The organism is Cycloclasticus sp. PY97N (assembly GCF_002443175.1).
GTDB lineage: Bacteria > Pseudomonadota > Gammaproteobacteria > Methylococcales > Cycloclasticaceae > Cycloclasticus > Cycloclasticus pugetii.
This window is the reverse complement of record NZ_CP023664.1, coordinates 650,351-665,551: the sequence shown is the minus strand read 5'-3', so window position 1 is coordinate 665,551 and position 15,201 is coordinate 650,351. Positions and strand designations below refer to the sequence as shown.

Annotated in this window: 11 protein-coding genes; 4 read left to right on the top strand and 7 right to left on the bottom strand. The window is 43.1% G+C overall.

Translation table 11 applies throughout. The features are described from left to right. Positions 1-2,679 (bottom strand): pyruvate dehydrogenase (acetyl-transferring), homodimeric type, encoded by a 2,679-nt coding sequence (gene aceE / locus CPC19_RS03285; RefSeq protein WP_015006711.1) that lies wholly within the window; start codon positions 2,677-2,679, stop codon positions 1-3. Positions 2,680-2,903: 224 nt separating this feature from the next. On the opposite strand from aceE, the gene CPC19_RS03280 reads away from it, so the two are divergent. Continuing rightward, positions 2,904-3,854 carry a DUF4124 domain-containing protein gene (locus CPC19_RS03280; RefSeq protein WP_015006712.1) on the top strand — a complete coding sequence of 317 codons (951 nt, stop codon included), beginning with the start codon at positions 2,904-2,906 and terminating at the stop codon, positions 3,852-3,854. On the opposite strand, the gene argB is transcribed toward CPC19_RS03280, so the two are convergent. Genes argB through coaBC form a run of 4 tightly spaced genes read right to left on the bottom strand, consistent with a single transcriptional unit; the run spans position 3,851 to position 8,848 of the window. Beyond that, positions 3,851-4,744 (bottom strand): acetylglutamate kinase, encoded by an 894-nt coding sequence (argB, locus tag CPC19_RS03275; protein WP_015006713.1) that lies wholly within the window; start codon positions 4,742-4,744, stop codon positions 3,851-3,853. The genes CPC19_RS03280 and argB overlap by 4 nt on opposite strands. 38 nt (positions 4,745-4,782) lie before the next feature. Next, complete coding sequence (locus CPC19_RS12040) at positions 4,783-7,164, bottom strand: phosphomannomutase/phosphoglucomutase (RefSeq protein WP_096910741.1); 2,382 nt, start codon at positions 7,162-7,164, stop codon at positions 4,783-4,785. 3 nt (positions 7,165-7,167) lie between these two features. Continuing rightward, positions 7,168-7,623, bottom strand: coding sequence for a dUTP diphosphatase (gene dut, locus CPC19_RS03265; RefSeq protein WP_015006715.1), 456 nt, complete (start codon positions 7,621-7,623; stop codon positions 7,168-7,170). Continuing rightward, on the bottom strand, positions 7,604-8,848 hold the full coding sequence (gene coaBC, locus CPC19_RS03260; RefSeq protein ID WP_016390516.1) for a bifunctional phosphopantothenoylcysteine decarboxylase/phosphopantothenate--cysteine ligase CoaBC: 1,245 nt from the start codon (positions 8,846-8,848) through the stop codon (positions 7,604-7,606). The genes dut and coaBC overlap by 20 nt, the downstream gene beginning before the upstream one ends. 60 nt (positions 8,849-8,908) lie before the next feature. Here coaBC and radC point away from each other — a divergent pair, with 60 nt between their 5' ends. From radC to rpmG, 3 genes are all read left to right on the top strand, one after another. Continuing rightward, entirely contained in the window at positions 8,909-9,583 is a 675-nt protein-coding gene (radC, locus tag CPC19_RS03255) for a DNA repair protein RadC (RefSeq protein ID WP_016390515.1), read from the top strand. A gap of 104 nt (positions 9,584-9,687) precedes the next feature. Then, positions 9,688-9,924 carry a 50S ribosomal protein L28 gene (gene rpmB, locus CPC19_RS03250; protein ID WP_015006718.1) on the top strand — a complete coding sequence of 79 codons (237 nt, stop codon included), beginning with the start codon at positions 9,688-9,690 and terminating at the stop codon, positions 9,922-9,924. Positions 9,925-9,934: 10 nt separating this feature from the next. Then, the gene (rpmG, locus tag CPC19_RS03245; protein ID WP_015006719.1) at positions 9,935-10,090 is read left to right on the top strand and encodes a 50S ribosomal protein L33; all 156 of its coding nucleotides are present in this window, start codon (positions 9,935-9,937) and stop codon (positions 10,088-10,090) included. A gap of 69 nt (positions 10,091-10,159) precedes the next feature. On the opposite strand, the gene CPC19_RS03240 is transcribed toward rpmG, so the two are convergent. Beyond that, complete coding sequence (locus CPC19_RS03240) at positions 10,160-10,552, bottom strand: Rieske 2Fe-2S domain-containing protein (RefSeq protein WP_015006720.1); 393 nt, start codon at positions 10,550-10,552, stop codon at positions 10,160-10,162. Next, positions 10,543-15,057: a cyclic nucleotide-binding domain-containing protein gene (locus tag CPC19_RS03235; protein WP_016390514.1), complete on the bottom strand. Its 4,515-nt coding sequence runs from the start codon at positions 15,055-15,057 to the stop codon at positions 10,543-10,545. The genes CPC19_RS03240 and CPC19_RS03235 overlap by 10 nt, the downstream gene beginning before the upstream one ends. Positions 15,058-15,201: the final 144 nt, after the last annotated feature.

Here is a 15,201-nt window from a genome sequence, read left to right as displayed (position 1 = left end):
CTACACTAACCATGGCGCAGGTTTTTCAGTGTCTATTTCATATTTTTCTATGGCCTGCTGAACAACCTCAGCCTTAATTTGCCCTAAGTCTACCAGCGCATTTAGTGCGGTAATGGCAACATAATAACGATCAACTTCAAAGAAACGACGTAGGTTCTCACGGGTGTCTGATCGACCGAAACCATCTGTACCCAATATTGAACAATGCTTGCGAATAAATGGGCGAATTGAATCTGCTAATAAACGCACATAGTCTGTCGACACAATAACGGGGCCTTGACGTTCATTTAAACATTCAGACACATAAGGTATCCGTTTTTCTTGCGTTGGTTTCAAGCGGTTTTCACGCTCACAGGCTTGTCCCTCGCGGGCCAGCTCCGTAAAACTGGTACAACTCCACAAATCAGCTTCAACACCCCAATCAGTTTTCAATAGTTCTGCCGCGGCAATCACTTCGTTAAAGATCGTACCAGAACCCAATAACTGCACACGCAGTTTGCTCTTCGAAGCCCCTTCTTTAAACAAGTACATGCCTTTAATAATGCCTTCTTCTGCACCGTCTGGCATTGCTGGGTGCGCATAGTTTTCATTCATAACCGTTAGGTAATAGAAAACATCTTCTTGCTCTTGGAACATGCGTTTTAAACCATCATGCGTGATGACGGCTAATTCATAATTGAACGTTGGATCATATGAAATACAGTTCGGCACAGATGAGGCCCATAACAAACTATGCCCATCTTCATGCTGAAGCCCTTCACCATTAAGTGTCGTACGCCCGGCTGTTCCGCCTAATAAGAAGCCACGTGCACGCTGATCAGCCGCAGCCCATATCAAGTCACCAATGCGCTGAAAGCCAAACATTGAGTAAAAAATATAGAACGGGATCATTGGCACATCACTGGTTGAGTAGGACGTACCTGCTGCAATCCAGTCACACATTCCACCGGCCTCATTGATGCCCTCTTGCAATACTTGACCGTTCTTATCTTCTTTATAAAACATCAGCTGATCTGAGTCTTGTGGTGTGTACAACTGACCCACGTGCGACCAAATACCTAACTGACGGAATAAGCCTTCCATACCAAACGTACGCGACTCATCTGGCACGATAGGCACGATACGTTTACCAATCTCTTTATCTTTCAACAAAATGTTTAATAACCGAACAAAAGCCATCGTGGTGGAAATTTCACGGCCTTCCGATGTCCCTTTCATCATCGGCTCAAATACGGCTAAGTCTGGAATCGTTAAAGACTCTGACTTTTCACGACGCGCAGGTAAGTAGCCGCCTAAATCTTCGCGCTTCTTCTTCATGTACTCTTGTTCTGCCGAGCCCTCAGGAAAAGTAAGATAGGCAAGATTATCAACATCTTCATCAGAAATCGGCAGCTCAAATTTATCTCTAAAGTGAAGCAATGAGTTATGACTCATCTTCTTCTGCTGGTGCGTGGTATTTTGCGCCTGACCTGACTCACCCATGCCATAACCTTTGATGGTTTTTGCTAGGATCACAGTCGGTCTATTTGTTTCTTTGCAAGCTGCATCATACGCTGCATATACTTTAGCGGGATCATGTCCACCACGATTCAAATCCCAAATATCTTTATCGGACCAGTCAGCCACCATTGCTTTTAGCTCTGGCGTATTAAAGAAGTTCTCACGAACATAAGCCCCATCTTTGGCCTTCATTGTTTGGTAGTCACCATCAACGCACTCCATCATACGTTTACGTAGATGACCTTCAGTATCACGTGCTAACAGGGCATCCCAACGATTACCCCAAACAACTTTAATGACATTCCAGCCAGCGCCTCTAAACTCTGACTCTAGTTCTTGAATAATTTTCCCATTACCTCGAACCGGCCCATCTAGTCGCTGTAAATTACAGTTGATAACAAATACCAAATTATCAAGATTTTCACGACCAGCCATACCAATGGCACCTAAGGATTCTGGCTCATCGGTTTCACCATCGCCCAAAAACGCCCAGACTTTTCTCTCTGAAGTTTTAGCAAAACCTCGGTCTTCCAGGTATTTCAAAAAGCGCGCTTGGTAAATCGACATGATCGGCCCCAAGCCCATTGAAACCGTTGGGAATTGCCAAAAATCAGGCATTAACCAAGGGTGCGGATAAGATGATAAACCACCACCATCAACTTCTTGACGGAAACCGTCCATCTGCTCTTCGCTCAAACGACCCAGCATAAATGCACGTGCATAAATCCCAGTTGCTACATGTCCTTGCACATAGACTAAGTCTCCGCCATGCGTTTCACTCGCTGCGTGCCAAAAATGGTTATAACCTACATCATATAACGTAGCTGATGATGCAAAGCTGGCAATATGCCCACCAACATTAGTATTTTTATTCGCTCGAAGCACCATCACCATGGCATTCCAACGAACATACGAACGAATTTTATGCTCTAAGGTTCTATCACCAACATATTGCGCTTGTTCTGCAATCGATATCGAATTGATATACGCCGTTGCAGCGCTAAACGGGATATCCGCTCCTGCAGATCTGGTTCTCTCTATCAATGTTTCAAGTAAAAAATGGGCGCGATCTTTACCCTCATGTTCAATGACCGCCTCAAGTGCCTCAAGCCACTCGTTGGTTTCTTGCGGATCCGTATCATTCGCATCGGCGATGAAAGGGAAGTTATCGGTAGGCATACATACTCCAAAATGAATCAAATATTAAAAAAACCAGCATCTGTTTACATTCCCACAAATACCACTTTCTAAACTATACTCACTAACAGGCACATTCGTTATATAACGAAAAATGGCATATAACCATAATGAATGTTATTCACTCTGATACCTAAGTTTTCAGTCTATGCCTATGATAACCATTAATTGATTTAATCTTCAAAAAAAATAGACCTTTAATTCCCATGAGAAAAAAAAACCGTTTAATTTTATCCATCCTTTTATTGACTCTCTCAAACCCAACCTTTGCTGGAAAACTATATAAGTGGGTTGATAAGAATGGAAACGTATCCTTTTCGGACAAAGTGCCACCTGAAGAGTCAAGGCGAGAACGAGAAGAACTAAATGAAGAAGGCCGCACCATCGCTGTAAAAGATGCTGCTAAAACCCCGGAAGAAATTCAGCGGCTGAAAGAAATCAATCACTTACAAGCCTTACAAAAAGAGCTCTTACAGTCACAATTGGCTAAAGATAGCGCTTTATTAAAAACATTTCGCTCAGAAGAAGATATCGACACGCTGGCAAACAGCAAACTTGAGATGCTTGATTCACATATAACAATCGCTACAAGTCAGTCTGAGACACTTAAAAAACAACTTATTCTTCACCAAGCGGCGGCTGCAAATTTCGAACGTTCAGGAAAAAAAATACCGCAAAAAAACCTTTCTAACATTCAGTCTGCTCAAGCACAATTTGATAAAAATCAACAAGAAATCGCTGACTTTAAATTACAAAAAACACAGTTAAGCGAACAACTCGCGAACGATAAATTACGCTTCAACGTATTAAAAACTCATTCAGTTGAAACACCTACCATTGATTCAGAAACCATTCCTAGCCTCTTTCTAGGCCAGTTAACATGTGACGCAAATACCTGCGAAACACTATGGGACAAAGCATCATCCTTTATCACTGACGCTGGCGCTACCATTGTGTATCGCTCGGATGAACTCATCCTTACCAGGACACCAAGGCTTAGCAAAGACATAGGCCTTTCATTAACTAAAGTTAACAATAAAGCCGAACTAAATATTATGCTGGATATCCGTTGTGCTAATTCAAAAGGCGGAAAAGCTACCTGTAAAAGCGAACAAACTGCCCAGCTCATCGAGCAATTTAATCAGCTAACACCTTAACTTCTAACCAGTAAAGTACCCATACCTTTATCAGTTAATAGCTCTAGCAAAACAACATGTGGAACACGCCCATCAATAATGTGGGCGCTGTTCACACCACCATTCAGCGCATCCATCGCACATCGAATTTTTGGTAGCATGCCACCAAAAATGGTGCCATCGTCTATCAACTTATTTACCTCATCAATAGACAAGCCTGTTAATAATTCACCTTCCTTACTTAGCAAGCCTGATGTATTGGTCAACAACAACAGCTTTTCTGCAGATAAAATTTCGGCCATTTTCCCCGCAACAAGATCCGCATTTATATTGTAAGAAGCCCCATCCTTACCCACGCCAATAGGCGCAATAACAGGAATAAAATCACCTTGAACCAGCATATCAACAACTGCAGAGTCAATGCTATCAACATGACCAACATGTCCCATATCTATCAGCTCTGAAGCCTCTTCTGTTGCTGCTTCTTTACTAGAAATTTTCTTCGCTCTTATTAAGTCACCATCTTTACCTGTTAGGCCAACAGCTGAGCCTCCATGCTGATTGATAAGACTTACAATTTCTTTATTAACTAAACCGCCAAGCACCATCTCAACAACATCCATCGTGTCACTATCTGTCACGCGAATACCATCTACGAATTGGCTTTTCATACCCAATTTTTCGAGATGACGACCAATCTGTGGCCCACCACCATGAACAACAACCGGGTTTAAACCCACCTGCTTTAGCAACACAATATCTCGTGCAAAACCACTTTTTAAGTCTTCGTCCACCATGGCGTTTCCGCCATATTTGATGACAATGGTTTTACCCGAGAATTTTTGAATATACGGAAGCGCCTCACTTAAAACGTGCGCTGTCTGAATTGGATCAATTTTATTATTTTCCATCATGCCTCATCTACAAATCATATTGATAAATAGTACGGTTAAAAAGGTAACGCTATGTCCGCATTAATTTTCAACATTTGTTCTCTAAATACGTCTTTTATACGCTCTAACGACACCTCATTATCCGCTTCAAAGCGCAATACTAACGAAGGCGTTGTATTCGATGCTCTGACCAGCCCCCAACCATCTTTAAATTCAACACGGATACCATCAATGGTAATAACCTTAGCTTCGTCAAAGGTTGCCTGAGACTGCAATTTTTCAACAAAACTGAAGTTTTCACCTTCTGCCAAACTAATATTTAATTCGGGGGTGCTCACACTGTCAGGTAGTTCTGCAAAAATCTCGGCTGTTGACCTAAACTCTGCTGTCACAATTTCTAATAGTCGTGCCGCGGTATATAAAGCATCATCAAAACCAAACCAACGCTCTTTGAAAAAGATATGCCCGCTCATCTCACCTGCAAGCTCTGCTTTAGTCTCTTTCATTTTAGCTTTAATCAGTGAATGCCCTGTTTGCGACATAATGGGCTTCCCGCCATGTTTGGCAATTACTTTGGCAAGGTTCCGTGTACATTTCACATCATAAATAATGTCCGCGCCTGCTTGTCTAGATAGCACATCAACCGCGTACATCATCATTTGCCTATCCGGCCAGATAATATTGCCATCCGAGTCAACCACGCCTAAACGATCGCCATCGCCATCAAAAGCTAAACCCAGCTCCGCCTCTTCCTCACGCACCTTGTCGATCAGCGTTTGTAAATTCTCTGGCTTGCTCGGGTCGGGATGATGGTTTGGGAAATTACCATCAATCTCACAATACAACGGAATCACTTCACAGCCTAACGTCGACAGTAGCATTGGGGCAGCCTCTCCAGCCACTCCATTACCGCAATCGACCACTACTTTCATCATTCTGCCTAAACGAACATCGCCAGTAATAGCACCAATATATTCAGGTAACATCATTTGCTCTTGGTAAGCGCCTTCACCAGTTTCCAAGTTATCTTGCTGAATGCGTTGATATAACTGCTGAATTGCCTCGCCTGACAACGTATTACCCGCAATAACAATTTTCAAGCCATTATAATTTGCAGGGTTGTGGCTACCCGTTATCATTACCCCTGATTGAGTGTCTAGTTGATGGGTTGCAAAATACAAGACGGGGGTTGGGACTTGGCCAACATCTATCACATTACATCCCGCAGCTTGTATGCCCTTGGATAGTGACTCGCTAAGCCTTAGACTGTGCAGCCGGCCATCACGAGCAATCGCTATAGTCTGCTGACCTACACTTAACGCTTCGCTAGCAATCGCACGTCCAATCAAAAACACACCCTGTTCTGTCAATGTCTTATCAACAATCCCTCTAATATCATATGCCCTAAAAATAGACTGCGGCACTTCGGCTTGGGTTACCACATCAATTACATCGTCTTTCATAAAAATTGGACTTGATGTTGAGTCACCCGCATCAACACTTTCTTCCTTAATGCTATCGACGATTTGTTTATGTTCACGCGCCTCATCTTCTGGTGGGGAAATATCATCATCTTTCAAAACCAGCGGCTTTTTAGACGCCTTGCTTGTGCTTTGCTTTATCACCTCAACCCATTCTCGACATTTATCTTTATGTTTCACAAGGGCAAGCAACACCCCTGCAAGCAGCACCATTACCAATGCTCCAACAAGGTAGGTAAACAACTCTGCTTTAGTAATAGGCGCTGCTAACGCTTGCCTTTTTATACTTATGCGCCAATGCGTTCCTGCTACTGGCACACTGCCAATACTCTCCCCCATCTGATGCATTGAAGCGCCATCACCAACAAGCTTCAACGCACCTTGCTTAAGCGTTAAAAAACCCTCTTTTTCACTGCCTATGGCCACACTAAATGCCGTCTGTATGGCCGGCACCTCAAATGCGCCGAGCATCACTGCTCGCAGTGTCTCGCCGTCTAATACAGGTAGTGCTATTACAACATGTTGATGATCTGTCTCCATCATATGAACTTCTGGCATTTGAGCTTTCTTTGATGACTCTACTTTTCTAATTAGATCCAGCGTTGCATAGCCCAAGGGCGGCTTACTCGTCGGATCAACCTGCATCAGGTCCGGCTTAACAACTCGTAACGATACGATGTCATCTATCAACGCTGCTTGTGCTGCCACCCAATTTGTTGCCGCTGTTTCACCGCCGTCCAAGCCTTCAATCAAAGCTGGTGCTTTCGCCACATCCTCTAGGGCCTGACGCCACGCCCTTACTTTTGCTGATAAAGTATCACTCGCCTTTTCTGTCCGCTTGGTTAACTGTTCGGCTTGCTCAATATTTTGTTGGTCAATCTGACCGAGGTAAACATAGCCCGCACCACCCAAAGCAATAACAAGCAACATCAGCACAAGTATTGTTTTATTTATCATTTTTTACCCTTGTCCTGTATGGCCAAAACCACCTTCGCCACGATGGCTGTTATCAAAATGATCTACTTGCTCAAACTCAACTTGTTCCACAGGCACAAAAACCAATTGTGCAATCCGGTCCCCAACCTCAATATTAAAGGCCGTATCACCGCGGTTCCAACATGAAACAAATAACTGTCCTTGATAATCAGAGTCAATTAAACCAACTAAATTACCCAATACTATGCCATGTTTATGCCCCAAACCTGATCTAGGTAGGATGACTGCCGCCAAATTAGCATCGCTGATATGAATGGCCATTCCGGTTGGAATTAACGTTGTTTGCCCAGGCTTCACCAATAACGATTCATCCAAACATGCACGTAAATCCAACCCCGCAGAACCACTTGTCGCATATTCCGGTAAAGGAATTGATTGACCTAAACGATCATCCAGTAATTTAAGTTGTATTTTTTTCATGGTACCTTTTTGCTATTAATGTCACTAATTCACGAGCCAATTCAGACTTAGGCATGTAGCCGAGCTCTTGCTCACCACCTTTCCAGTAGACCGATAAGGCATTATTTTCACTGTTAAAACCAACGTTTTTCCGGCCTACCCAATTTGCCGCAATCATATCCAACGATTTTTTTTCTAACTTGCCTTTAGCATACGCTTCTAAGTTATCCGTTTCTGCCGCAAAACCAACACAAAACGTTGCGCTGCCTTGTGTTGCGACACTGGTCAAAATGTCTGTTGTTTTAACCAGAGTTAGCTGCATCTGCGATGCGTTTTTCTTTATCTTATTCTCGGCAATTTCAACTGGGGTGTAATCCACAACTGCAGCTGAGGCAATAAAGATATCGGCTTGCGCCGACCTTGAAAGCACAGCATCCGCCATCTCGCGCGCACTCACCACATCAATTCGTTCCACACCAGACGGTGTTGGCATATATACAGGCCCCGCCACTAACGTCACGTGCGCACCCGCCTCCACACAGGCTTGCGCCAATGCAAAGCCCATTTTCCCAGAACTGTGATTACTGATATAGCGAACAGGATCAATGTTTTCTCTTGTTGGCCCTGCGTTTAATAAAACATTTAACCCTGCCAACTCACCTGTTTGGAAATGTTCGACAACGGCTTGCGCCAAATCTTCCGGTTCGAGCATTCGCCCTAAGCCAACCTCACCACAGGCTTGCACGCCTTCGCCTGGCCCTAAAATAACTACGCCTTGAGACTCAAGCTGACGGATATTGTTTTGTGTATTTTGATCATCAAACATCGCACGATTCATTGCTGGCGCCAACATCACTGGTTTTTCTGTTGCCAGCAAAAGCGTTGTCAACAAATCATTCGCCATACCGGAAGCTAAGCGAGCAATAAAGTCTGCGCTGGCTGGCGCCACTAAAATCACATCAGCCCAACGAGCCAGGTTAATATGCCCCATACCTGCTTCTTCTTCGACATCCATCAATTGAGTATGCACCGGCAAGCCTGACAACGCCTGAAACGTTAACGGGGTAATAAATTCTGTTGCCGCTGGGGTCATCACAACACGCACCTCAGCACCCATATTTTGACATTGGCGCAAAATTTCGGCGGCCTTATAAGCGGCTATTCCGCCCGTCACGCCCAATAACACACGCCGATACTGTAATTCATTCACAATATTTTCTGCATCTTTATGTAAGTAATACCCCATTATGTCACACAACACGATATATTCTATGATCCAAGCCACTATCATTATCAAGGATTGATTATGTCTATTACTGACTGGCCTGAATTGGAAAGGCCCCGTGAAAAATTATTAAGTCGAGGCGCCGCCTCACTGTCCGATGCAGAACTTCTCGCCATTTTCTTACGTACAGGCACTCAAGGCTTGACCGCCGTAGACCTATCTCGCCGCCTTCTCAAGCAATTTGGCTCATTAAACTCGCTAATGCACGCATCGCAACCTGAGTTTTGTCAGGGGCATGGGTTGGGTAAGGCTAAATATGCACAATTGCAAGCCGTGCTAGAAATGGCACGTCGATATTTACACGAAAACATCCGCCATAAAAACGCGCTCAACACCCCCGATGACACCAAACAGTTCTTAAAAAGCAAACTAGCTCATCAGCAAAGAGAGGTATTTGCTTGTCTCTATTTGGACACCAAGCACCACGTTCTTGCCTTTGAAGAATTATTCTTTGGCACTATTGATGGTGCTAGTGTACACCCACGAGAAGTTGTTAAAGGCGCTCTTGCTAACAATGCCGCAGCAGTAATTTTTGCTCACAACCACCCATCAGGGAATCCAACACCCAGTCAAGCCGATATACAGGTTACCCACCAACTAATCGAGGCATTAAAGTTAATCGATATTCGCGTTTTAGACCATTTAATCATCGGCAGCGGCGATACTTCCTCACTCGCTGAACTAGGCCATATCTAAGAATAGAAACGAATTTTTTCTTTACTCAATTATCATATTCTGGTATAAATTCGCACCGTTTCGCAGTAAGTTGCCAATCAATTAATTTTAATAGAGGTTTTATCATGTCTAAAGTATGCCAAGTCACTGGCAAGCGCCCTATGTCGGGAAACAATGTTTCTCACGCGAAAAACAGAACTCGTCGTCGCTTTGAGCCGAATCTTCATCACCACCGTTTTTGGGTAGAAAGCGAAAATCGTTTTGTTCGCTTACGCGTTTCAGCAAATGGCATGCGTACAATTGACAAAAATGGCATCGACGCTATTTTGGCCGACATTCGCTCACGTGGCGAAAAAGTTTAAGGACTGAAAAATGAGAGATAAAATTAAATTAGTTTCAAGCGCTAAAACAGGCCATTACTACACAACAACAAAAAACAAACGTAATATGCCAGAAAAAATGGAAATCAAAAAATTTGATCCAACCATTAGACAGCATGTTATGTATAAGGAAGCTAAAATAAAATAAGTCTGAACCAATCAGCACTTAGCTTTCTGCACAGGCCATAGTCTGCGCAAAAATACCTTAAAAAGCCCGTCAAATTGACGGGCTTTTTTCGAGATCAAGTAAGGCAATATAAGACATTCCGTCTTTTTCAATAAAGCTCAATGCCTTTAACCACTTCCCGTTACATGGCCCAGCAAAACACTCGCCATCTTGTGTTTTAAACATCGCCCCATGAATAGAGCATTGAATATATAAACCAGTTCGACTTAAAAACTGGTCTGGCATCCAGTTCAATGGCGCCCCTGTATGGGGACAGTTATTCTTATACGCTCTCAGCGTCATGTCTTGTTCGCGCACAAAAAAACCACTGCAAGCACCTTTATCACCCAAGTCGACTTCAAATGCTCTGGAACTTAGGCTTGCTAGCGTTTCAACTTCAACCGCAGCCACATATTCAACACCATCTTTTTGTATTATTTCCACCAGCCCTTTTTCTTTTCTTTTTGTGTTTTCTCAGGAAGCACTTCTTGGTTTGCTAACGTTTGCATCGTCAAGATCTTTTTCTTCAGCGCCAAATTCATTTTTTCACTATTTTCTACTTTTAGCTGCATTGCTTGGATATCTTTTTCTGTTTGCTCCCGAACTAAATCTAGCTCTGACTGAAGTGCTTTAAGAGCATTTTTCTCTTCTTCACTGGATTCTTCTACTACATCGCTAGAGGATGTCTCTAGTTTTATCTCAAGATCCAGCAACATAGTTGACGCCTCATCTAACTGTTTTTCCAACTCTTTTATTCGTTTTTCTGCTGGATCATTCTCGACCGCACTAGACGCATTTCTTTCCATCTTTTCAAGTTGATGCTTCAACTCATTATTGTTGTTATTAATATCCGCCAGCTTCTCTTCCAGGGCCGCTTTTTCGTGCTTATCGGTCTCAAGTGAGCTCATTAGCTGATCTAATCTTTTTAATGTTTCTTTCTCTGCATTTTGTGCCGTTAATAGTTGCTCAGTTAACTGAGCAGTTTTTTCATCTGCGTCATTATGCGCTTCGATCAACTGTTCTTTTTCCACTTTAAGGCTTTTTAGCGATTGCTCCAGCTCAGCCATTTTTTGCTGTGATACGTTAACAACCTTATCACCCGACAATTTAAGTTGCTCTAACTCTGATAAGGCGACGCGCATTTCTTCTTTTTCACTAACCTTGGAAGATAAGTTTGTTTCCGCTTTTTGTAGAGCAATACGCTCTTTTTGGAGGTCATTTTCTGTCTGCTGAAGCTGGTTTTCTAACGCCTTTAACCGCTCTTCAAACATCCGTTCTTTATCTTGCCGTTTTGACACTTGTAGAGCTAAAGCATTATTCAGTTCCTCACAACGCTGCTCAGCGCTGTCCGCTAAAGTGCTCAGCGCTTTATGCGCCTTTTTAGACGTCAACAACTCTTCTTCCAGTTCTTTTTTTAGCGATACAAACTCATCCATTTCAGTTTGTTTTAACTCAACCGTTCGTGTTAATTCCACAGACTCATTGCGCGCTTTTTCTAGCTGCACCAATAATTCTCGTTGATCACCCGTAGCACTCGATAAAACTGCTTCCGCATCAAATAGTTTCTGTTGCAACTCATCTTTCTCAGCTTGCACTGACATCAGCTGCCCTTCGCTAAGCTCCTGCTGCTGTTTGACTTTTTTTAGCTCTGTGTCCAATTTGTTAAGTTGTTGAACATGAGCTTCATCGAGCTGTCGCGTCTGTTCGAGCAATGACTCTTCTAATGCTTTCAACTGGCCTTTGAGCTGCTCTAACGAGTCTGCTAATTTAGCATTCTTAGCATCCTTTTCTTGGATGATCATTTTCGTTTCTTGACGCTCTTGAGACAGCTCTGCGGTGACTTTTTGTTGCTCAATCAACAGACTATCAAGCTGAGATTTAGTGACTAATGACGCTTGCTCTGCGGCTTCTTTTTCTGACGCTAATTTATTAAGTTCCTGCGCGCTTTCAGCCTCAGCTCTTTGCAGCATTTCCAACTCGGCTTCAAGCATATCGGCCTTTTGTTGTAACTGCCTAACATCACCCTCTTTTTCCTTAGTCAACGAATTAAACTCTACGTTTCTTTCTTGACGTTTTGATTCGGCCTGCTGTAGCAACTTCGTTAAACGTAATACTTCAGCTTCTCCGCCTTCACGCAGCTCTTCAAGCTTTTCTTGCGATTCATCTAACTGTTTGCTTAATTGTTGCTGCTCACCCTGCCTCTGCGCCAACTGTTTTTCCAAGGCTATTAGGCTTTTTTGGATAGCTTCCTTTTCACTCACTTCGCGATTCAGTTGCAGCTCAACATCTTGTTGCGTTGTTAGTGCTGCTTTGGCATCATTTTGCGCCTCGGCAAGGCGCTTCTTCAACTCACTCTCTAACGATTCTTTGCCTGAGCTTATTTCACTCAGAGAGCTTTCCAGGGCAATCACCTGCTGACGTAGTTTTATCGCTTCTTTTTCAAACTGTTCTGTTCGAGCCTCTGATTCATTAAGCGACTCAGCCAACGACTTTTCTGCTTGCGATTTTTGTTGTTTAAGACTGTCAATCTCTGTTAAGTAGTTATCTTCGTTACTCTTTAGCTCATCGGTCAATTCTCGCAATTCATTTAACTGTTCAGCTAAAACTGTTTTTTCAGCCAACACATTCGATAAATGACTGTCCGACTGTGCTAGCTTTTCTTCTAAAGCAGCTTCCTCAGCATTCATTGCAACAGACTGTTCACGCCATTCAGCCAACAGCGCATCTTTTTCTAACACAGCGGACTCTAGGTCCTCTCGTTCTTGACTAAACGCCTCAAGTTTTTTCTCTGCCGTTTCTAATGCCTTCGTCAAAGCCTCAAGTTTAGTTGTCTTTTCATGCAAGGTTTGGTCGTACCCCCTGCTTTTCTCTTTCAACGATTCACAGGTTTCCGCCAAGACGTCTAACGCCTCTGTTTGCTTTTCTAACGCTGTATCTTTTTCTTCTATTTGTTGTGTTAACGCGTTTATATCGCTTTCAAGCTCTTGGCGACGCGCATCAGCCTCTGCTTTATTTTTTTCTATCGCATCGTTTTGCTTTTCTTTTAACTGCTCTAGTTCATGCCTAGTCTGCGAAAGTTGACTCTCTAATTGCGTTTGCAACTGGCCCGAGCTCTTTATAGTCGAACGCATTTCAGACAATTGGGAATTTAACTGCTGAATTTGATTATCTTTTTCTAAGTTAGCCGCTTCCTTATCACTAATCCGCTGTTTATTTTCTTCTTCCAGTTTAGTTTGAGATTTAAGTAACGCGCCCATTTCGCGCTCAGTCGCCTCTACTTTTTCTTCCAAGGCCTTTTTTTTGTTTCTTAATTCGATGGCTTCTTGTTTTGCCATCGCCAACGTTTCCTTAAACGTTGTTGTCGTTTCTGCCTCTCGAGTATTAATATCACTGATCGTTCGTTTAAGCTCATCGAGCTCCTTATCCTTCGCCTTAATGTCTTCGCCTAACAGGCTAAGCGATTCACGAGAACTCTCCATCGCTTGCTGCGCCTTATCCAGCGCTAGGACTTTATCTTCCAGTTCTTTTGAAAGCTGCAAACCTGCTTCTTTTTCAGCAAGCAGCGCCTGGCTCATTTCCACCTCACGGTCACCATGACCATTGCGCAGTGCTAGCAGCTCGTCTGACACACGCTTTGATGATAATTGCAGCTCAGCGACTAGGGCTGCTTGTTGCTCATATTGTTGCTGTAAGCCCCTACGTTCTAACTCAAGCTTATTGGACCTTTCATTTGATTGCGCGCATAATTTTTCAAGCTCTGCTACTTTACGTTGCGCCTCTTCTAACTGCTTAGCATTCAAACTGTCAGCATTACTAACCGTCGCACCTTGATTCTCATTTGATGTTGTCGCAACGGCTGATAACGGCACCTCTTTTAAGGACAATTCTGGCGCCTTTTTCTTGCTCTTACTGGTAGACCTGCTAGCGATTCCTCCTTTCAAAATCAGCGCATTAAAACCAAACTTCAATAGTAGAAATGCTGCGGCCTCACTGGTTCGACCATTGGAGCAGACCAATACTTGCAATTGATCGTGACGCAATTCAGCGATTTTCATTCGTAACGAAAAGAAGGGGATATTTACACTGCCGTCAATGTGATCATCAACATACTCATCGACCCCTCTTACGTCTAACCAATTAGCACCAGCACTGACTTTTTCCTGCCCTTCTTGAAAGTTTACATATTGTAATACTGGCTCTTTAACCAACTTGATGAAGTTAGCTTTTGATAGGCGAAGCATTTGCCCCTTGCCTTTCATTTGAACCGTTACATTCCTTGGGTTGCCTGATAGCAGCGCATCTTCGCCAAAAGCATCACAGCTATGTAACTCACCCAACTTGATTAACCGCGCACCTTCAGAAGGCTGACGTATCAATTCACAACTACCTGTTTTAATGATGTAATAAAAATCCGCCTCATCCCCTTGTTTAACAACAACCTCACCCGGTTCAAAAGCGACCTCTTCCATCTGCATCATTACTTTTTGTAAATTTGATGCGGGCAACCGTTGAAAGACCGGCGATTGCAACATCGTTGTCATCCAATCGCCACTATGGTCTTCAACGTCATCTACCAAATAGGTTTGCCCATTATCTTCGGGGTTATCCATATCCAGCATATAAGTAGGAACTCGCACAATCCTCGCTTTAGACTTCGTCACTGCTCGAACTTTACGGGGCAATTGGTGGGCGATTGCAAAACGCGCCACTTCCGAACCTGTTACGATGGTTTCCATTTCCATCTCACCGGCAAATAAGCTAATCATTCCGCTGATCAAATAGATAAACTCTTTAGCATCATCCCCTTGCTCAAATAACACCGTTCCCTTATCGCACTCTTCAATAAGACATTCATTGCAAATAGTCGAAAAGTGGCCGCTTGGTAAGGTGTTTAAAGGAATAAATTTCCTTAAAATATGTTGGTTATCTTGATGTGGTCTCACGCTCATTTAATTCGGTTTGATCAATTAATTATCTATATATACAACACAGTGTAGTGCATGCAATAAAAATGGTCTGATTTCAGCCATAGAAATTAGTGTTTTCCAATTACGTCACACTTGCTACGCTTTTTTCAAAACGCTTTTAAAGCG

Bases quoted from the DNA above. Each gene is read 5' to 3' on its own strand.
- CPC19_RS12040 (WP_096910741.1), bottom strand. From the start codon at position 7,164: ATGATAAATAAAACAATACTTGTGCTGATGTTGCTTGTTATTGCTTTG.
- rpmG (WP_015006719.1), top strand. From the start codon at position 9,935: ATGAGAGATAAAATTAAATTAGTTTCAAGCGCTAAAACAGGCCATTAC.
- dut (WP_015006715.1), bottom strand. From the start codon at position 7,623: ATGAAAAAAATACAACTTAAATTACTGGATGATCGTTTAGGTCAATCA.
- coaBC (WP_016390516.1), bottom strand. From the start codon at position 8,848: ATGGGGTATTACTTACATAAAGATGCAGAAAATATTGTGAATGAATTA.
- CPC19_RS03280 (WP_015006712.1), top strand. From the start codon at position 2,904: ATGAGAAAAAAAAACCGTTTAATTTTATCCATCCTTTTATTGACTCTC.
- argB (WP_015006713.1), bottom strand. From the start codon at position 4,744: ATGGAAAATAATAAAATTGATCCAATTCAGACAGCGCACGTTTTAAGT.
- radC (WP_016390515.1), top strand. From the start codon at position 8,909: ATGTCTATTACTGACTGGCCTGAATTGGAAAGGCCCCGTGAAAAATTA.
- CPC19_RS03235 (WP_016390514.1), bottom strand. From the start codon at position 15,057: ATGAGCGTGAGACCACATCAAGATAACCAACATATTTTAAGGAAATTT.
- aceE (WP_015006711.1), bottom strand. From the start codon at position 2,679: ATGCCTACCGATAACTTCCCTTTCATCGCCGATGCGAATGATACGGAT.
- rpmB (WP_015006718.1), top strand. From the start codon at position 9,688: ATGTCTAAAGTATGCCAAGTCACTGGCAAGCGCCCTATGTCGGGAAAC.